This window comes from Rhizobium pantanalense (genome assembly GCF_030182525.1).
In the GTDB taxonomy this organism is placed as follows: domain Bacteria; phylum Pseudomonadota; class Alphaproteobacteria; order Rhizobiales; family Rhizobiaceae; genus Rhizobium.
This window is the reverse complement of the sequence record NZ_JAQJCH010000006.1, coordinates 206425-223778: the sequence shown is the minus strand read 5'-3', so window position 1 is coordinate 223778 and position 17354 is coordinate 206425. Positions and strand designations below refer to the sequence as shown.

21 protein-coding genes are annotated in these 17354 nt (G+C 59.3%); 8 read left to right on the top strand and 13 right to left on the bottom strand.

Going from position 1 to position 17354, the window contains the following annotated elements; genetic code table 11:
• Positions 1–25: 25 nt before the first annotated feature.
• The 8 genes from PH558_RS17025 to PH558_RS16990 form a co-directional block, all read right to left on the bottom strand.
• The gene (locus PH558_RS17025) at positions 26–454 is read right to left on the bottom strand and encodes a Ros/MucR family transcriptional regulator (protein WP_069616071.1); all 429 of its coding nucleotides are present in this window, start codon (positions 452–454) and stop codon (positions 26–28) included.
• Between the two features lie 531 nt (positions 455–985).
• The gene (mnhG, locus tag PH558_RS17020) at positions 986–1351 is read right to left on the bottom strand and encodes a monovalent cation/H(+) antiporter subunit G (protein WP_285205686.1); all 366 of its coding nucleotides are present in this window, start codon (positions 1349–1351) and stop codon (positions 986–988) included.
• Positions 1351–1728: a cation:proton antiporter gene (locus PH558_RS17015; RefSeq protein WP_285205685.1), complete on the bottom strand. Its 378-nt coding sequence runs from the start codon at positions 1726–1728 to the stop codon at positions 1351–1353. The genes mnhG and PH558_RS17015 overlap by 1 nt, the downstream gene beginning before the upstream one ends.
• The gene (locus PH558_RS17010; RefSeq protein ID WP_095434292.1) at positions 1725–2198 is read right to left on the bottom strand and encodes a Na+/H+ antiporter subunit E; all 474 of its coding nucleotides are present in this window, start codon (positions 2196–2198) and stop codon (positions 1725–1727) included. Before PH558_RS17010 ends, PH558_RS17015 begins: the two co-directional genes overlap by 4 nt.
• Positions 2195–3757, bottom strand: a complete 1563-nt coding sequence (locus tag PH558_RS17005; RefSeq protein ID WP_095434291.1) for a Na+/H+ antiporter subunit D — start codon at positions 3755–3757, stop codon at positions 2195–2197. Before PH558_RS17005 ends, PH558_RS17010 begins: the two co-directional genes overlap by 4 nt.
• Positions 3758–3761: 4 nt before the next feature.
• A complete protein-coding gene (locus tag PH558_RS17000) occupies positions 3762–4139 on the bottom strand; it encodes a Na+/H+ antiporter subunit C (RefSeq protein ID WP_095434290.1) in 378 nt (125 codons plus the stop codon).
• Positions 4139–4558 (bottom strand): Na+/H+ antiporter subunit B, encoded by a 420-nt coding sequence (locus PH558_RS16995; RefSeq protein WP_095434289.1) that lies wholly within the window; start codon positions 4556–4558, stop codon positions 4139–4141. The genes PH558_RS17000 and PH558_RS16995 overlap by 1 nt, the downstream gene beginning before the upstream one ends.
• Positions 4555–6951: a putative monovalent cation/H+ antiporter subunit A gene (locus tag PH558_RS16990; RefSeq protein ID WP_285205683.1), complete on the bottom strand. Its 2397-nt coding sequence runs from the start codon at positions 6949–6951 to the stop codon at positions 4555–4557. The genes PH558_RS16995 and PH558_RS16990 overlap by 4 nt, the downstream gene beginning before the upstream one ends.
• Before the next feature lie 359 nt (positions 6952–7310).
• Between PH558_RS16990 and PH558_RS16985 the strand changes: the two genes are divergently transcribed.
• Positions 7311–7826 carry a hypothetical protein gene (locus tag PH558_RS16985; RefSeq protein WP_285205682.1) on the top strand — a complete coding sequence of 172 codons (516 nt, stop codon included), beginning with the start codon at positions 7311–7313 and terminating at the stop codon, positions 7824–7826.
• Here PH558_RS16985 and trhA read toward each other — a convergent pair.
• The gene (gene trhA / locus PH558_RS16980; protein WP_285205679.1) at positions 7801–8469 is read right to left on the bottom strand and encodes a PAQR family membrane homeostasis protein TrhA; all 669 of its coding nucleotides are present in this window, start codon (positions 8467–8469) and stop codon (positions 7801–7803) included. The two genes, PH558_RS16985 and trhA, sit on opposite strands and share 26 nt — an antisense overlap.
• Before the next feature lie 325 nt (positions 8470–8794).
• Between trhA and PH558_RS16975 the strand changes: the two genes are divergently transcribed.
• Together PH558_RS16975 and PH558_RS16970 are read left to right on the top strand one after the other, a co-directional pair.
• Positions 8795–9661 carry a VOC family protein gene (locus tag PH558_RS16975; protein ID WP_285205678.1) on the top strand — a complete coding sequence of 289 codons (867 nt, stop codon included), beginning with the start codon at positions 8795–8797 and terminating at the stop codon, positions 9659–9661.
• A gap of 104 nt (positions 9662–9765) precedes the next feature.
• Positions 9766–10938: an AI-2E family transporter gene (locus tag PH558_RS16970; RefSeq protein WP_285205677.1), complete on the top strand. Its 1173-nt coding sequence runs from the start codon at positions 9766–9768 to the stop codon at positions 10936–10938.
• Positions 10939–11051: 113 nt separating this feature from the next.
• Here the strand turns inward: PH558_RS16970 and PH558_RS16965 are convergent, their stop codons facing one another.
• Positions 11052–11843 (bottom strand): polysaccharide deacetylase family protein, encoded by a 792-nt coding sequence (locus tag PH558_RS16965; protein WP_285205675.1) that lies wholly within the window; start codon positions 11841–11843, stop codon positions 11052–11054.
• Here PH558_RS16965 and PH558_RS16960 point away from each other — a divergent pair.
• From PH558_RS16960 to PH558_RS16950, 3 genes are read left to right on the top strand one after another with little or no spacing between them, the layout of a single operon-like run.
• Positions 11822–12061 (top strand): hypothetical protein, encoded by a 240-nt coding sequence (locus tag PH558_RS16960; protein WP_285205672.1) that lies wholly within the window; start codon positions 11822–11824, stop codon positions 12059–12061. The genes PH558_RS16965 and PH558_RS16960 overlap by 22 nt on opposite strands.
• Positions 12062–12103: 42 nt before the next feature.
• Entirely contained in the window at positions 12104–13015 is a 912-nt protein-coding gene (locus PH558_RS16955) for a DnaJ C-terminal domain-containing protein (protein WP_285205671.1), read from the top strand.
• Between the two features lie 3 nt (positions 13016–13018).
• Positions 13019–13351 (top strand): chaperone modulator CbpM, encoded by a 333-nt coding sequence (locus PH558_RS16950; protein WP_095434281.1) that lies wholly within the window; start codon positions 13019–13021, stop codon positions 13349–13351.
• 78 nt (positions 13352–13429) lie between these two features.
• Here PH558_RS16950 and PH558_RS16945 read toward each other — a convergent pair whose 3' ends face one another.
• Positions 13430–13819, bottom strand: coding sequence for a DUF930 domain-containing protein (locus tag PH558_RS16945; RefSeq protein WP_095436211.1), 390 nt, complete (start codon positions 13817–13819; stop codon positions 13430–13432).
• 287 nt (positions 13820–14106) lie between these two features.
• Here PH558_RS16945 and PH558_RS16940 point away from each other — a divergent pair, with 287 nt between their 5' ends.
• A complete protein-coding gene (locus PH558_RS16940; protein WP_285205668.1) occupies positions 14107–16200 on the top strand; it encodes a S9 family peptidase in 2094 nt (697 codons plus the stop codon).
• Between the two features lie 21 nt (positions 16201–16221).
• The gene (locus PH558_RS16935) at positions 16222–16743 is read left to right on the top strand and encodes a DUF1697 domain-containing protein (protein WP_285205667.1); all 522 of its coding nucleotides are present in this window, start codon (positions 16222–16224) and stop codon (positions 16741–16743) included.
• Here PH558_RS16935 and PH558_RS16930 read toward each other — a convergent pair.
• Positions 16740–17051 (bottom strand): type II toxin-antitoxin system RelE/ParE family toxin, encoded by a 312-nt coding sequence (locus PH558_RS16930; RefSeq protein ID WP_350223813.1) that lies wholly within the window; start codon positions 17049–17051, stop codon positions 16740–16742. The two genes, PH558_RS16935 and PH558_RS16930, sit on opposite strands and share 4 nt — an antisense overlap.
• A 3-nt stretch (positions 17052–17054) precedes the next feature.
• Positions 17055–17315, bottom strand: a complete 261-nt coding sequence (locus PH558_RS16925) for a type II toxin-antitoxin system ParD family antitoxin (protein ID WP_095434277.1) — start codon at positions 17313–17315, stop codon at positions 17055–17057.
• Between the last annotated feature and the right edge of the window lie 39 nt (positions 17316–17354).

Genomic DNA, 17354 nt, shown 5'->3' with positions numbered 1-17354 from the left:
TATCTTTAAGTTCGTTATGGAACTCTCAGCGGCCGCGCTTGCGACGTTGGCCGAGGCCCATTTCCTTTGCCAGCCGCGAACGGGCTTCCGCATAGGCTGGCGCCACCATCGGATAATCGGCAGCGAGATCCCACTTTTCGCGATACTCTTCCGGCGAAAGACCATGATGGGTCATGAGATGGCGCTTCAAAGACTTGAAGCTGCCGCCACATTCGAGGCAGGTGATCTGATCATCCTGCACGGATTTGCGGACGGATACGGCCGGCTTCTGCTTTTCGACCACGGTTACGGCAGGTGCCGGAGCCGAGGTGCTGCTCAAGGCGGAATGTACGTCGGAAATTAAATTCGGAAGGTCGCTGACCGGTACGACATGGTTGCTGACATAGGCCGCTACAATATCGGCAGTCAGTTCAACCAGTAACTCCTGCCCGTTGCCAAGGGCCGCATCTGTCATTGTGTTCTCCTGTTCATCGGCTTGCCTGCTGCGTCCGCGCCTCCGGAGAGAACGCAGGGCACAACGTTGCTATATATTTTGCGCTCGGCTACGGAAATCTGTCGATTTCGCTATGTCCCAGCGCCGAACAATCCGCACAAACGCATTGCTCGTATTCGTAGCAGTCACCAGCAAGAAAACGGTGGATAAAACCAAATTTCTTTCCGCATGAAATCCACCCCTAGACCTCATGCGAGAGAAAACCGCCCCTTGCCGCCTGATCTCAGAATTAGCGACCGCGATAGCGATCTTTAATCGGTTACCGGAAGAAAGTTTTGCTCAGCTTTTCATCAAAGAAAGATAAAAGCATTGAGAGCTTAAACCCGGCCGAGACTAACTCAACATCAGAACTCTACTTGAATCTGAATTAGCACTCTTTATCCAAATGTCCAGTTTTTAATCCCTACATTTCTTCGCAAAAAATTCATCTACTAAAAAACAGATAACTAATAACGCGAACAGCTATTCCTTCCTGAACAATTTCCACGTTTGTTAGCCCTTCTTTCTATACGCGCCTCTGGTGATCTGCTCCCTCGTCAGCAGTTCATCCCGCACGGAAGGTGGCGTCAGCCGATGTCCAGCCTTGTGTGCCGCACGCGCGAGAAGATGTGCTGCAATCGGTGCGGTCAGCACGAAAAAGACGAAGCCGGCCAATGCTCTTGCCAGGACTGATATGTCTTGCGAATGAATACCGACTGCAAGTAGCAGCAGGCCGGACCCGACCGTACCCGCCTTCGACGCCGCATGCATGCGACTGTAGAGATCGGGAAGACGCACGATGCCAATCGCGGCGATGAGCGAGAACAGCGCGCCCGAAAGTAGAAGCGCGGTTACTATGACGGCCCAAAGCAAATCCACTATCGCCCTCCCTTCTTCCGCCCTTGGTGCTTACGCCTCTTTTTGCCTTCAGCAGCAATACTCTCATCCAGTCCAGTGCCAGCCTGTTGCACGGCATCCGATTGCCCCTGCGTTAGGATGAACCGTGCAAAGGCGACGGTCGCGAGAAAGCCGACGAGACAGAGCGAGATGGCAATATCGATATAGAGCGTGAAACCTGTCTTGGTGGCCATGACGGCGATGAAGCCGATGGCAATCGCCACCAGCATGTCGAGCGCGAGAACCCGGTCCGGCAAGGTGGGGCCGGCCACCACGCGATAGACGGTCAACAGGAAGGCAATGCTCAGAATGCCGAGCGCCACCATCGCGGCGGCTGAAACGACGGATGCGGCCATCATCGGAAAGCCTCCATGATCCGGCGCTCGAAGCCGTCGGCGATGCTGCGCCTGATAGCCTCCGGATCGGAGCAATCGAGCGCATGGACATAGAGTGTCTTGCGATCATCGGAGACGTCGACGGATAGTGTTCCCGGGGTCAGAGTGATGAGATTGGCAAGCAGCGTGATTTCGAAATCGCGATCGACCGTCAAGGAAAAGGCGAAGATACCGGGCTTTACGTCCATACTGGGGCTCATGACGGCGACGGCGACGGCCCAGACCGACTTGGCGAGCTCCCGTATGAACAGCAACAGCAATGCCAAAATGCGGCGGACACGGCCGAGATAAAGCACGCCGCCATAGGACGAGCGGACGATCGCCAGCGCAATTGCCGCAAGGACGAATCCGAAGACCAGATTGATGAAGGAAGCGCTGCCGGTGATGGCGACCCAGACGATGGCGAGCAGCAGGTTGAAGACCAAGAGGATCATTGCACGCCTCCTGCTGCGGGGAAGACCGAGCGCAGATAGGCCGATGGTTGTTCGAGGCCGGCAGCGGCCGCCTGCGTCAGGTGCAGGAGCCATTCCGGAAACAGGCCGAAGCCGACGACAAGCAGAGAAAGAGCAAGAAGCGGAAGCGCTGCCTGCCATGCAATCGGCTCCGCTGCAATCCCATCTGCCGCCGCCGGGCGCCAATAGGCCAGAAGAAATACCCGCCCGAAGACGATCGTCGTCAGGAAACCGGCCAAAAGGATTGTTGCCGCAAGCCACCATGCACCCGTCGCAAGCGCCGCCTTGACCAGCACGACCTTGGGCCAGAAGCCGGAAAAGGGCGGCAAGCCGCTGATGGCGAAGAACAGTACCAGCGAGATGCCGGCAATCCAGCCGTTGCGGCGATAGAGACCACCGAGAGTGCTCAAGGAAAAGCTGCCGCCGAGCCGAGCCACCTGCCCTGCGAGCAGGTAAAGTGCCGTCATCAGCACCATCGAATGCAGTGCATAGAAGATCGCCCCGCTGAGGCCCTCGGCACTGCCGAGAGCGACACCCGCAAGCATGGTGCCGATGCCGGAGATGACGATATAGCCGAGCATGCGCCTGACGTCGTTTGCCCCGAGCGCGCCGACGACGCCGACAAGCATGGTGGCAATAGCAACGACCGCGACGAGCGGACCAAGCGCCGCCCCCTCGACAGGCAGCAGCATGACCAGAACCCGGATCAGCGCATAGACCCCCACCTTGGTCAGCAAACCGGCAAAAATCGCCGAAACGGTGATGCGTGGCGTGTGATAGGAGGCAGGTAGCCAGAAATTGACCGGAAAGGCGGCGGCCTTCATGCCGAAGGCCAGCAGGAACAGGCCGGCCAGCGTCATCAGCGGTGCGTTGCTGTCCCCCGCCCTCGCCTTCATCGCGATATCGGCCATGTTGAGCGTGCCGAAGACAGCGTAGAGATAGCCGACGGAGACGAGAAAGAGCGTGGTGGCGATCAGGTTGAGGACAGCATATTTCAGCGCACCGTCGATCTGCTCCGGCTCCGAGCCAAGAATCAGCAGGCCGAAGGACGAGATCAGCAGCACCTCGAACCAGACGTAGAGATTGAAGACATCGCCCGTCAGGAAGGCACCGCTAACGCCGGCGAGCAGCAGCATCAGGAATGGAAAGAAGCCATACCGCCGACCACTCACCGTGATTTCGCCAAGAGAATAGAAACCCGCTGCAAGCGCAACGACGGCCGCCGTCAAAGCCATGAGCGCCCCGAAAATATCGACGGTGAAGGCGATGCCGAAGGGCGGCAGCCATCGCCCCATGACCATGGTCACGGCGCCGTCGCTGACGACCCGATAGAGCAAGACGGCATCGATCAGCACCAATAGCACAAGGCCGGGAATGGCGATTGCGGCATGCCATTCGGTGCGATTGCGCAGCATCAGAAGAAGCGCGCCGAGCCCAATACACAAAACGACCGGCAAAATGGCCAGCCAATGTCCTATCGGTATCGGCAAGGCAACCAGCGCTTGGGAAAGATCAACTGCGGTATCCGTGGGTCCAGCCATTGCGTCAGTACCCCAAGGGCGGCAGCGGCCGCTCCTCCGGTTCAGCGAGCCGCATCTCGCCCGTATTGTCGGTCTTCAAGGTCTGATAGGCCCGATAGGTCAGGACGAGCAGAAAAGCCAGGAACGAGAAGGAGATGACAATTGCTGTCAGGATCAAAGCCTGCGGCAGCGGATTGGCGGCGGCAAGATCGAGCGTGGCCTTGCCTTTCTGAATGATCGGCGGCACTTCGGGCGTAACCCGGCCGGCCGTGAACAGCAGAAGGTTGACAGCGTTGCCGAGGATCGCGATGCCGAGCATGATGCGGATCGAGTATCGCGACAGCATCAGATAGATCGCAGCGGTGAAGAAGATGCCGACGACGACGGCGAAGACGGCCTCCATCAATCCACCTCCCGCTCTTCGAGCGCGAGCGCGATCGAGGTGATGGCGCCGACGACGACCAGATAGACGCCGGTGTCGAAGAGCATGACGGTGGAAAGCGGCACCTCGATGCCGAAGAGATGCGGATAGATCCACAGCCCCGTCATGAACGGCACGCCAGCCAATATGGACAGGATGCCTGCGATGGTCGCCGCAAGCAGGCCGAAGCCGGCAATCGACAGCGGATGGAAGACAATCGCGCGGCGGACCGCGGTCACACCACAGGCGATACCATAGATCGCGAGCGCCGAAGCCGCAATCAGGCCGCCGATAAAGCCGCCGCCGGGCTCGTTATGACCGCGCAGCAGCACGAAAATGGAGAAGAGCAACATTAGGGCCGTCAAAAACGGTGCGGCGGTGCGGAAGATCAGCGTATTCATGAGCGCTTGGCCTCCATCCCTTCCTCGAAACCGGGCTTCTCCTCAAGATCGGGATCGTTGGCTGCAAGCTTGCGCTCACCACCGGCGCGGATACGGATCAGCGCCAAGATGGCAAGTCCGGTCATGGCGACGACAGCAATCTCGCCGAGCGTATCCGTGCCGCGGAAATCGACGATGATGACGTTGACGACATTGTCGCCGTGCGCGATCAGCTTCGAATATTGATTGAAGAAGGCGGTCAGCGTCAGATCGAACGGCGCCTCGGCCGCCTTCAGCAGGAGGAGTGCAAAGCCGCTGCCGCAGGCAATGGCGAGCACGGCATGGGCGATCCGGGCAAGCGGCGGTCGGCGATCGGACGGCGAAAGCCGCAGCCGCGTCATGACAAGCGCCAGAATCACGACCGCAAGCGTCTCGACCATGAACTGCGTGAAGGAAAGATCCGGTGCGCCGAACAGCAGGAAAATGACGGCGACGGCAAAGCCCTGGATGCCGAGCGAAACGATCGCCGTCAGCCGGTCCCGCGCAAAGACGACCGCAACAACGCCGATGACGGCAATCAAAAAGATCGTTGCCTCATGCCATTGGAGGTTCGGCCATGCCGGTATCGCGGGCAGCTCGCCATGAGCAGCGAGAGGGATCAGCAACATCGCCGCCAGGCAAAGGAAAGTGACGGTGACGTAGATTTCCAGTCGGCCAGGCTGCAGCAGCCGCGAGACGATGTGCGATAGCCGCACCAGGCCGAAGATGAAACCATCGAAACCGCGATCCGGCCCCGGCCCGAGGGCACGCAGGACGACGGACATCAGGAAACGGGCGCGATCGAGCTGCCAGTAGACGATGACGCCGATCAGCACGGTCAGCAGAGAAAGCGCCAGAGGCAGACCAACATGCGGGATCAAGGTGACCGAAATCTCCAATCCCTTGCCGCCGACCGCGCTTGCCATCGGCGAAGAGACATGCTCGTGCCAAGGGCCCGAGAACAAAGCCGAAGCGATGCCGAGTAAAGCAAGTGTGACCGGTCCGAGCCAGAGCAATGGCGGCGCCTCATGCGGCTGATGAGGCGTCTCGGTCAGCGGGCCGATGAAGGGCTTCAGCGCTACGGCAAAGGCGATGGCAAACATCAGCGCATTGCCGGCCACGGCGATGATGGTGAGGATGATCGCAGCCGGCGATGCCTGTGCCAGCGCGGCATAGATCTCTTCCTTGGCAAGGAAGCCGAAGGCCGGCGGCAGGCCACCCATCGACATGGCGGCGACCAGCGCAGCCGCAAAAGTCAGCGGCATGGCCGAGCGCAAGCCGCCCAGCCGGGTGATATCACGCGTTCCCGTTCCATGATCGACGATGCCGGCGACCATGAACAGGGCTCCCTTGAACAGCGAATGCGCCACCAGATAGAGGACGGCCGCCTCGATGGCATAATCGGTGCCGAAGCCGGTGAGCATCACAAGCAGGCCGAGAGAGGAAACCGTCGTATAGGCGAGCTTCAGCTTCAAGTCGGTCTGGCGGATCGCAAGCAGGGTCCCGACCAGCAGCGTCGCCGCGCCGAAGACCGGCAGGATCGTCTGCCAGGCCATGGTTCCGCCCATGGCCGGATTGAGCCGCATCAGCAGATAGACGCCGGCCTTCACCATGGTTGCCGAGTGCAGATAGGCCGAGACCGGGGTCGGCGCCTCCATGGCATTCGGCAGCCAGAAGTGAAACGGGAACTGCGCCGATTTGGTGAAGGCGCCGCCAAGAACAAGGATCAGGGCCGCCAAATAGAGCGGGCTTGCACGCAGGACATCGCCGGCCTTCAGGAGATCGGACATCGCGCCGATGCCGGTGATCTGCCAGATCAGCAGCAGGCCGGCCAGCAACAGCAGCCCGCCGCCGCCGGTCACGACCAGCGCCTGCAGTGCAGCCCGCCGCGAAACCTCCCGGTGATGATCGAAGCCGATCAGCAGGAAGGAGGTGATCGAGGTCAGCTCCCAGAAGACGAAGAGCGTCAGGAAGCTGTCCGAGACGACGAGGCCGAGCATCGAGCCCATGAAGAGGAAGATGAAGGAGAAGAAGCGGCCGAGATCGATATGCCCCTTCAGATAGCCGCCGACATAGAGGACGATCAGCGTGCCGATGCCAGTGATGAGCAGCGCAAAGGTCAGCGACAGGCCGTCAATCAGCCAGGAGAACCGGAGATCGAGACTCGGCACCCAATCGAAACCGCCAGTTTGGATGCCGCCGGCTGCAACGGTGGGAAGGAAGCTCGAAAAATGCAGAAAGGCGAGAGCGGGAAGCAGCGCCAGGAGCCACGCCGCATTGTGGCCCAAACGCCGAACGACAACCGGCGCGATCAGCGCACCGAGAAAGGGCAGGCATAGAGCCAGGAATGTCAGGCCCGCGGTGGCGGCGGCCATGCTCCCCCCTAACTGAACGTTCATGCAGAATCCGGCAAAGCCGGAGCGGTCTTGAAGGGATAGGCGAAAGGACACATCGCCTCAAGCCCTGCCAAGGGAAAACCGGACGTAAACCACCGAAATCGATTTTTGCTGCCAACAACCGTGGAGGTTGCGGGATTCAATGATCGTCCGGAAGCCTGCGATGCCGGTTTGAACGGCGCAGCATTGCAGAATTCCTTGCTATCCCTGCATGGCTCGCAATGAAGTTGTAATGAATTTGCGCTAATTTACCGGTATTTTCTGAACTGCTATGGAAATTGCGCTCAAAAAAGCGCTACTCTTGATCGGTTTGCAGATCCTGCCTCCCGGAAACCGCAATGCTCGCCCGCCTGATTGCCATCCTGCTTCTTTTCCCCGTCTCGGCCTTTGCCGCGGACTGGTGGTCCTATGACAATGCGGGTCTAGGCTACGCGATCGAGCTGCCGTCGGAATTCCATCTTGCCGCCTCTTCCGAGGATACCGATCGGCTGTCGCTGTCGCCGGCAGATCGCTCCGCTTCGCTGCAGGTCTTCGGCACGATGGTTGCCAATGGCGATTTTGCATCGGAAGCGAATGGGAGAGTGGCGCTCGCCAGGGACCAGGGCTGGAAGATTTCCTATTCGAAATCGAATTCGCGCGGCATCAGCTTTTCCGGCACCAGGCAGGGGCGCATCGTCTATGTGCGTGGAGTTGCGCTCTGCAACGGTGGCGCCGCCTTCTTCCAAATGGACTATTCGAAGGCGGACATGCAGCGCTACGACGCCATCGTCATGCGCCTCGTGCGCAGCCTGCGTTCGACGAAGAAATGCGCGCCCACGGCCGAGATCGTCAAAAGTTTTCCGGCGACAGGCTGAAGCAGGTCAGTACCGCCGAATAATGCACGGCAGCGGCGGCGACCACGAAGCCATGCCAGATTGCATTCTGGAAGCGCAGCTTTTCCCAGACGTGAAAGATCACGCCGAGCGAATAGATGACGCCGCCGATGATGATGAGCAGCATCGAGGCGAATGGAATATGCATGGAAACGGGCTTGGCGACGAGGATGCCGCTCCAGCCCATTGCAAGGTAGAGCAGAATCGCCAGCCGATCGAAGCGTCCCGGAAAAAGGACTTTCAGGACGATACCGAACGCTGCAAACACCCAAACGGCGATCAGCACGCCAAGCAGCAGCGGGTCCTCGGATCCGCGCTCCAGAAACGGAGTATAGGTAGCAGCGATCAGGACATAGATGAAAGAGTGGTCGAAGCGGCGCAGAAACCATTTCGTCCTGGATACTGGCCACAGATTATAGGTGAAGGACATTCCGAGCGTCAGCACCAGGCCGACGCCATAGATCCACGCGGCGGCAATTTCGCCGTAGGAGCTCCAAACCGTCGCATAGAAGATCAGTACGGTGGCACCGATCAGCGCGAAGACCACGCCGACACCATTGACGATGCCGTCTGCGATGATCTCATAGCGATCATAGGCCCAGCGGATGCCTCTGTACTCGGTCATTTCATCCGGTTCCGTTTTCGTTGGAGACCGATCCTTGCACTAGAAAGGGGAGGAGACAACTGCGCCAAACGCGCACATCGATCAATCTTCGTGAACGGCTTGCCACAGGCTGGATTATCGCTCGTCAATGGAAAGCGAACGCTCAATCCGCAATTTATGGTCTTCTGTGAACAATCGGAATCCGGCATATGAATATGCAAGTACAGCGGACCACGGGATCAAAAAGGCATATCAACCGGCGAAACCCTCCTGTCCGCCACCGGCGGCCCTTGCCGCCGACGCCGGTTGCCTTTCAAGACGCCATCCCAAGTTTGGAACTGACACCATGACCGAAATTGCCCCCTCCTACGCCCTGACCCGTCCCGCCTATGTCGGCCAGTCCCATCTCGTCGTTACCGATCTGCCGCTCGTATCCCGCTTCTATCAGGATATGCTTGGTCTGAAGGTCATCGAAAAGACTGCAAGCGGCGAAGTCCTCGGCGTCGCCGGTCATCCCCTTCTGACGCTGACGACCGATCGGGCGGCTGTGCGCGCGCCGCGAACTGCCGCCGGCCTGTTCCATACCGCCTTCCTGCTGCCAAGCCGTGTCGAGCTTGCGCGCTGGCTTCGCCATGCGGCTCACAACAATGTCGTTCTTGAAGGCGCCTCCGATCACATCGTCAGCGAAGCCATCTACCTGTCCGACCCGGAAGGTAATGGCATCGAGATCTATGCGGATCGCCCGCATGAGCAATGGACGTTTCACGATGACGGCACGGTCGAGATGGCGACGCTCCGGCTCGATCTGCAGAAGCTCTACGAAAGCGCCCCGCAGGATCGCTGGGACGGTATGGCCGAAGGGTCGGCCATCGGCCATATTCATCTGCAGGTCGGCGATGTCGCCGAAGCCAACGCCTTCTATCGCGACGTCCTCGGCATGAAGATCATGGCGGCGCGCTATCCCGGCGCGACCTTCCTTGCGACTGGCGGCTATCACCATCATCTCGGCGCCAATACCTGGAACAGCCGCGGCGCCGGCATCCGCAGCGAACATATGACCGGTCTTTCCGACTATACGCTACGGTTCAACGACAAGGCGGCCCTGGACAAGGCCGTTGCCGCCCTGGAGCAGCACGAAATCAGGACGGAGAAGCGCGACGGCGGCGTATCGCTGCGCGATCCATGGGGCATAGGACTCAACCTAACCGCTTGATACCAGCTTCGAATATCCTTCAGAAGGAGGCCCGTTGCGGAACCGCGGCGGGCTTTTCGCGTTGAAGTAGCGAGGCAATCCTGCCTTCGGGGAACTTTCCGGGGATGGAATTCGACAAAATCGCCGCCGGCCGATCGGATGCAGCAACCGCGTCGCAGGATGTCGGCCCGGGTATCGATCGCAACGCATCCCGTGCACAAGACGATGAAACGGAAATTTTCGGTCTTTCCGGCCAGCGAGGACGCGACAAGCTCAACATTGCCGCCTCCTGGGCAACGATCGGCATCTTCCTGATGTTGGCCTTCGCCGCCGTCTACACGATGTCGCTGATCCTCATTCCGGTGACGCTTGCCGTCGTCGTCGGGATGATCCTCGGCTTGGCAGCCGAAAGGCTCAGCAAGCTCGGCATTCCCCGCGTTCTGAATGCCGTCATTCTTTCCTCCAGCGTTGCCCTGGTGATCTTCCTCATCATCAATGCGCTCGCCGAACCGATCGCCAAGCTCGCACAGCAGGCGCCCGACTTCTTCCAGCGCACATCCGACCGGCTGATGCCCTATCTCGACCGGTTTCAATGGCTGCATATTTCATCGGAAACATTTCAAGGCAGCCCGATGTCGATCAACACCCTGCTGGAGAACAGCGGCAACGTGCTGCATGTCGTGTCCACCAGCCTGACGCCGGCCATCGTGCAGATCCTGATTTTCTTTGCAGCTCTGCTGCTATTCCTCGCCGGCAGGGTAAGCCTGCGCAAGACGATCATCATGACCTTTTCCAGCAGGACGTCTCGACTGAATGCCATCCGCATCATCAATTCCGTGGAGCGGGTGCTCGGCTTCTATTTTGCGACGGCTTCGCTGATTTATGCCGGGATCGGCCTCGTGATGACCTTGATCGCCTATGCCGGCGGAATGAGCGTGCCAGTGCTATGGGGCGCTTTCGCCTTCGTATCCAGCTTCATCCCATTCCTCGGCGTCACGACCATGACGATCGCGCTTGCGATCGCCGGCATTATCACGCATTCGGACATCATTTTCGGCCTCGCGCCGGCTGTCGCCTTCTTCGCAGTGCACCTGACCGTGGAAAACCTCGTCTTTCCGGCGATCATGGGCCGCCAATGGGAGCTCAATCCCTTCGTCGTCTTTCTGGCCATCATCTTCTGGACATGGATGTGGGGCGCGGTCGGCGCCATGCTGGCGCTGCCGCTGTCGCTGATCGTGATGACCGTCATTGACGAGCTTTTCATCGAGGAAAAAACGCAGCCGCAATTGCCGGGCTAGAGGCGGTTCAGTTTTTCACGAATCTCTGAACCGCTCCATCTCTTTGTTTTCACACAATTCCGGGCGGAAAACCGCTGCGCACTTTTCCTGGAATTGCTCGAGCACTCGACCGCTCAGTTGGTCGTGTCGTCGTCACCCTTTTCGGAGATATCCTGCAGACGAACGAAATCGACGCCCTTGGCCTTCAGCGCGAGGATGCTGGCCGCGACCCCCTCGCCTGCCGCATGCGTCGGCTGGTTGATGTGGGAGATGATGACATCGCCGTCCTTAGCGGAGGCATATTGCTTTTCCACCATCTTGGCCGGCAGAAGCGAACCGCTGTCGCCATTCACCGAGTAACCGGCGATCCGATAGCCCATGCCACGGATCTGCATGATGGCGGCAGGCGTGTATTTCGCGGTCGCGCCGCGGAACCAGCGCGGCTGTGCAATGCCGGCTGCGATCATGGCGTCCGCACCGCCCTTCACCTCCTGAGCGACCGCCTGCGGCGAGCCAGCAGCGGCGATACCGTAAACCTTGGTCGGGACATCGACGGCGGGGATATGGTTTTGACCATGATTTTCCAGCTCGAAGAGATCCGGATGCGCAAGGAAGACCTTCAATGCATCCGGATTGGTGCGCAGCCAGCGCGCGGTGACGAAGATCGTCGCCGGAATGCGCTGATCGACAAGGGTGCTCAGAATCCGCGGATCGGTCTTGCCCATGCAGGCATCGAAGGTGAGCGCGATGCGGGGCGCCCCCTTGCCGGCACGATCGACATGCAGATGCGGCTCCACAAGCTTGATCTTCGAAACCGGCGCCTTCGGCGGCAGCTGCGGCCAACCGGCAGGCGGCTGCTCGGGCTGGGCGGCAAAAGCAGCACTTGCGGCAAGCAGGATCATGGATGTCAGCAAAAGGCGTTTCATCGGGCGGCCACCGGATCGGTCAAGCAAACGAAATCTGGCGGCAGGAAGATGATGCATCTCCACCGCAACGCTCGCCATCATCCGGCAACACGCCGGAAATATGGCAAACTCGCAGCATCATGCCATTTCACATCAGAAATGCGCCAGGCGTGAAAGCTGCAAAGCACGAGCTTCAACCTGACCGCGTCTATGATACGATTGATATGAGCTTAACCTAGCACTATCTGCGTATCTTTCCGTGCTCCTAAAGAGAGACATGTATGAGTCGCGATCCCTATGAAATTTTGGGCGTAAAGCGGGACGCCCCGCAAAAGGATATTCAAAGCGCCTATCGCAAGCTTGCCAAGAAGCTGCATCCGGACCTCAACCCCGGCGACAAGCAGGCCGAGGACAAATTCAAGGAGGTCTCGGCCGCCTATGGCATCCTCGGCGACGAGGAGAAGCGTGCGCGGTTCGACCGCGGCGAAATCGATAGCAGTGGCGCCGAACAGGCGCCGCGCAACTACTACCGCGATTATGCAGCGCAGGAAGGCCAGCGCGGCCGCTATCAGAATGCGGGCGGCTTTGCCGATTTTGGCGATGCCGACGATATATTCTCCAGCTTCTTCTCGCGTCGCAGCCGAGGCCAATCGCAAATGCAGGGTCAAGACCGTCACTATACGATGGAAGTCGATTTTCTCGACGCCATCAATGGCGCCAAGAAGCAGATCAGCTTGCCGGACGGGCCTGCGCTGGACGTTCAAATTCCACCGGGAACGCGCGATGGGCAAACGCTTCGGCTGAAGGGCAAGGGTGATCCAGGCTTCAACGGCGGCAAGCCGGGAGATGCACTGATTGCGGTACATGTTCGGCCGCACCGCTTCTACACGCGGGATGGCGACGATATCCGATTGGAAGTGCCGATCTCGCTGGCCGAAGCTGTGCTCGGCGGCAAGATTCGCGTCCCGACGCCGTCAGGAGCTGTCACCGTGACGCTGCCGCCGAACTCCAATACCGGCAAGGTGTTGCGCTTGAAGGGCAAGGGCGCACCCGTGCGCGGCAAGGACAATGGCGATGCCTATGTCTCGCTGAAGATCGTCCTCCCAGATGCGCCGGATCCCGAGCTGACGCGCTTCGTTTCCGAATGGGAGGCAGGCAAGGCGCAAGATCCCAGAAAGACCATGGGAGGATAAGCGATGAACGAGAACGAGTTTCGACTTCACCTCCGGATCGAAACCACGGTGCTGGAAGTCTGGATATCCCAAGGCTGGGTCGTGCCCGAAGTCACCGATCAGGGGCGGAACTTTCACGATGCCGATATCGCGCGCGGCCAGCTTATTCTCGACCTCAGCAAGTCGATGGGCGTCAATGAACCCGGCGTCGATGTCGTTATGGATCTGGTGGATCAGCTTCACAGCCTCAGAGCGACGCTGCGTGACCTGACGGATGCCGTGTGCCGGCAGCCGCCCGATGTACAGGACCACATCCTGTCGGAGCTGACGCGTGTGGAATCGCTGAGACGGCGATGAGATTGGAAACTACCTCAGGATGGAGCGTGGCCGCCGTGACGTGATGTCCGAGGCGGCCTTGATGCTTCATCCACGCGCTCAATCGTAGAGATAATGCTCCTGCCAGGCGTCGCGCGGCACCTTGTCACCGATCTGATAGCTCAGATCGCGGACATGGATGTGCTGCGGTCCGGTCACACAACTATAGGAAAGGTGATACCAGTCACCCTTGCTACGAAAGACGGCGCCGGGCGCATTCATGGCATCCGGCTTCATATCCGGATCGCCGAATGTATAGGCGATCACCTTATCCGGTTTGAAACCCGTCTTGTCCGTACCGATCCGCTTCATGGCCTCTGCATCGCACGCCTGCTCCATTCGCTCCGACGGATCGAGCTTTTCCAACTGCTTCTTGATAGCCGCATCGACGGCAAAAGCGGAAGTGGCGACGCTAACCAATGGAATAAGGATGGCGAAGAGTTTCAGCATAAAGACCGGTCCCTTGCATTGTTTTGGATTTGAGTGCATCGGCTCCATCAGAGAAGGCTTTGACCGCCTTCATGTCGACGCACTGTATGCCGACTTCGATAAAGAATGTGGTCTCATCAAGGCAGCGCCGCGATGAGACCTCCCGCAAGCCGCCACTTCGAGCGAGACTAGTATCGACTGCTTGCATGAAGCTTGAGGGACAGACTTGCCGCTTGAACCTCACCTCGCTGCCCTCTATTTCTCTCTTCACTTCACATCCGACTTTCACTCCAGAGAAAGCGCACCTCGTGTCAGTTTTCAAGAATCTTCCCACCCCGCCCGCCGCTCCGAAAAAACCGTTTACGGATACACGTCACGGTATTACCCGCACCGACGATTATGCGTGGCTGCGGGCCGACAACTGGCAGGCCATGTTCAAGGACCCGTCGATCCTGGCCCCGGAAATCCGGTCGCATCTGGAAGCCGAGAACACCTACATGAACGCGGCTATGGCGGACACGAAGGAGCTGCAGAAGGTCCTCTTCAGCGAGATGAAGGGCCGTATCAAGGAAGACGACAGCTCTATACCGATGAAGGATGGGCCCTACGCTTACGGCACGCTCTTCATCACCGGCGGCGAACAGCCCCACTTCTTCCGCGAACCGCGCAACGGTGGCGAACGCAAGCTGCTGCTGAATGGCGACAAGGAGAATGAAGGAAAATCCTATTTCCGTCTTTCCGGCCTCGATCATTCCTCCGATCACAGCCATGGCATCTGGGGCTATGACGACAAGGGTTCGGAATACTTCACGCTGAAGATCCGCAATTTCGAAACCGGCGAGGATCTTGCCGACGTGATCGAGAACACCGGGGGCGACGCCGTCTGGGCACCCGACGGCAAGAGCTTCTTCTATACGCTGCAGGACGAGAACCATCGCCCTTCCAAGATCTTTCATCACATCATCGGCACGCCGCAGTCCGACGACCGGCTCGTCTATGAGGAGGAGGACCCGGGCTTCTTCATGGGTGTCGGCGGCTCGCTGCTCGACGATTACATCTTCATCGACATCCACGATCACGAGACCAGCGAATACCGCATCATCCCGACCTCGGATCTCACCGCCGAGCCTAAAATCGTGGCCGAGCGCGAAACCGAGATCGAATATGAGATCAGCGAGGGCGGCGACGTCTTCTACATTCTCACCAATGATGGCGACGCCAAGGATTTCAAGATCATGGAAGCGCCGGCGGAGAACCCAGGCAAGGAAAACTGGCGTGAGGTCGTGCCCCATAAGCCGGGCACGCTGATCCTCAGCCATCTCGCCTATGCTCGCCATCTCCTCTGGCTGGAGCGCAGGGACGGCCTGCCGCGCATCGTCATCCGCGACCGCCGCACTGGCGAAGAACATGCGATCGCCTTCGAAGAGGAAGCCTATGCACTCGGCCTGCAGGGCGCGGCGGAATACGATACGGATGTCATCCGCTTCTCCTATTCCTCGATGACGACGCCGAGCCAGCTCTACGATTACAATATGGTGACGCGCGAGCGCACCCTGCTGAAGACGCAGGAAGTGCCCTCTGGCCACAATCCGGAAGACTATGTGACGCGCCGCGTCTTCGCACCCGCATGGGATGGCGAGACCGTGCCGGTAACGCTGCTTTATCGCAAGGACACGCCGCTCGACGGCTCGGCCCCGTGCCTACTCTATGGTTACGGCGCCTACGGCGTTACCATCCCCGCCGGTTTCAACACCAACTGCCTCTCGCTCGCCGACCGCGGCTTCGTCTATGCCATCGCCCATATCCGCGGCGGCAAGGATAAGGGCTTTGCCTGGTACGAAGACGGCAAGATGGAAAAGAAGACCAATACGTTCAAGGACTTCATCGCCGCAGCCGACTATTTGAATCAGCAGAAGTTCACCTCTTACGCGAAGATCATCGCCGAAGGCGGATCGGCTGGCGGCATGCTGATGGGGGCCGTCGCCAACATGGCGCCGGAGAAATTCGCCGGCATCATCGCCGCCGTGCCCTTCGTCGACGTGCTCAACACCATGCTCGACGACACTCTGCCGCTAACGCCGCCGGAATGGCCGGAATGGGGCAATCCGATCGAGAGCAAGGAAGAGTACGAGCAGATCGCCGCCTACAGCCCCTATGACAATGTCGGCGAGAAGCCCTACCCGCCGATCCTCGCACTCGGCGGCCTTACCGACCCGCGCGTCACCTATTGGGAGCCGGCCAAGTGGGTCGCCAAGCTGCGCGATAAGACAACGAGCAATGCGCCTATTCTCCTGAAGACGAACATGGATGCGGGCCATGGCGGCGCTTCCGGCCGCTTCCAGCGCCTGGAGGAAGTGGCGTTCGAATACGCCTTCGCCGTCAAGGTCGCTGAAAAGATGTAAACGGAACGGCAAGAGGAAACCATGACCGTCTTCGTCGCCCTGCTGCGTGCCATCAATGTCGGCGGCACCGGCATGCTGTCCATGACCGATCTCAAGGCGCTCTGCGAAGAGATCGGCTTTCAGGATGTGCGCACCTATATCCAGAGCGGCAATGTGGTCTTCCGCGCCGGAGCGGATGAGGCGGCGGTGCAAGCTCAACTTGAAAAGGCGCTGGCGGCCAAGATGGGCAAGTCTCCGGGCGTGATTCTGCGCAGCCGCGAGGCTCTGGAAAGGGCGGCGGAACATTCGCCCTTCCCGCACGCCAAGCCGAACTACCTGCTGGTGACTTTCCTGCAGGAGGCGGCACCGGAGGATGCACTCAGCAAGCTCGTCGCCCCTGGCGGCGAGGAAGTGCATATCGCCGGCCGCGAAATCTACGTGCATTATCCCGATGGCTCGGGCCGCTCGAAGCTGAAGCTGCCGGCCTTGAAGGTGGGCACGTCCAGAAATCTCAATACGGTGCGCAAGCTTGCGGAGATGGCGCGGGAGCTGGAAAACGACTAGGGACGCGTCACAAGCGTCGCGTAGTCTCTGCTTCCGAAGAAGATGTTGGTGATCCAGACCGTATTTTCGACAATGACGTAAAGGATGACGATACTCTTTTCGAAGACCGCCATACGAATGCCTGGACCTAGGTCGTCTCGAGCGACGCCTCCGAACGGTGCATTGCCGATCTTTTCACAACGCGCGTAAATACGGCCAATATACCCCTCCGTTGTTCTGATATTCTGACTTAGATCGAGCACGTTAGCTGCGATTTCAAGCAGATTTTCCATGGCCTCCGGGCGGTACTCGACCGCATATCGCTCCATGGTCTATCGACGCTTGTCAAAAAAAGCATCAAGGCGCTGTTTTACGTCGTGTCCGCTCAAATTTGGCCGAGGGTCATCCAAGGATGCGGCAACCTTTTGTCTGATCGCTGCGATCCGCTGCTGATATTCCTCTTCTTCCCGCAGCCAGACCCGGACTGCCGCCCGTAACACCTCGCTCGTGGAGGCATAGCTGCCCGCATCGACGCGTGCCTTGATCGCCGCCACCATTTCACTGGGGAGCGAAATGCTCAGTTTCTCGTTCATCGCAAATTCCTCATATCCGGTAGGATAAAGTAGGATGAT

Coding starts and splice junctions, on each gene's coding strand:
- PH558_RS17025 (WP_069616071.1), bottom strand. CDS start 454: ATGACAGATGCGGCCCTTGGCAACGGGCAGGAGTTACTGGTTGAACTG.
- PH558_RS17015 (WP_285205685.1), bottom strand. CDS start 1,728: ATGATGGCCGCATCCGTCGTTTCAGCCGCCGCGATGGTGGCGCTCGGC.
- PH558_RS17010 (WP_095434292.1), bottom strand. CDS start 2,198: ATGATCCTCTTGGTCTTCAACCTGCTGCTCGCCATCGTCTGGGTCGCC.
- PH558_RS17005 (WP_095434291.1), bottom strand. CDS start 3,757: ATGGCTGGACCCACGGATACCGCAGTTGATCTTTCCCAAGCGCTGGTT.
- PH558_RS17000 (WP_095434290.1), bottom strand. CDS start 4,139: ATGGAGGCCGTCTTCGCCGTCGTCGTCGGCATCTTCTTCACCGCTGCG.
- PH558_RS16995 (WP_095434289.1), bottom strand. CDS start 4,558: ATGAATACGCTGATCTTCCGCACCGCCGCACCGTTTTTGACGGCCCTA.
- PH558_RS16990 (WP_285205683.1), bottom strand. CDS start 6,951: ATGGCCGCCGCCACCGCGGGCCTGACATTCCTGGCTCTATGCCTGCCC.
- PH558_RS16985 (WP_285205682.1), top strand. CDS start 7,311: ATGCTCGCCCGCCTGATTGCCATCCTGCTTCTTTTCCCCGTCTCGGCC.
- trhA (WP_285205679.1), bottom strand. CDS start 8,469: ATGACCGAGTACAGAGGCATCCGCTGGGCCTATGATCGCTATGAGATC.
- PH558_RS16975 (WP_285205678.1), top strand. CDS start 8,795: ATGACCGAAATTGCCCCCTCCTACGCCCTGACCCGTCCCGCCTATGTC.
- PH558_RS16970 (WP_285205677.1), top strand. CDS start 9,766: ATGGAATTCGACAAAATCGCCGCCGGCCGATCGGATGCAGCAACCGCG.
- PH558_RS16960 (WP_285205672.1), top strand. CDS start 11,822: ATGTCAGCAAAAGGCGTTTCATCGGGCGGCCACCGGATCGGTCAAGCA.
- PH558_RS16965 (WP_285205675.1), bottom strand. CDS start 11,843: ATGAAACGCCTTTTGCTGACATCCATGATCCTGCTTGCCGCAAGTGCT.
- PH558_RS16955 (WP_285205671.1), top strand. CDS start 12,104: ATGAGTCGCGATCCCTATGAAATTTTGGGCGTAAAGCGGGACGCCCCG.
- PH558_RS16950 (WP_095434281.1), top strand. CDS start 13,019: ATGAACGAGAACGAGTTTCGACTTCACCTCCGGATCGAAACCACGGTG.
- PH558_RS16945 (WP_095436211.1), bottom strand. CDS start 13,819: ATGCTGAAACTCTTCGCCATCCTTATTCCATTGGTTAGCGTCGCCACT.
- PH558_RS16935 (WP_285205667.1), top strand. CDS start 16,222: ATGACCGTCTTCGTCGCCCTGCTGCGTGCCATCAATGTCGGCGGCACC.
- PH558_RS16930 (WP_350223813.1), bottom strand. CDS start 17,051: ATGGAGCGATATGCGGTCGAGTACCGCCCGGAGGCCATGGAAAATCTG.
- PH558_RS16925 (WP_095434277.1), bottom strand. CDS start 17,315: ATGAACGAGAAACTGAGCATTTCGCTCCCCAGTGAAATGGTGGCGGCG.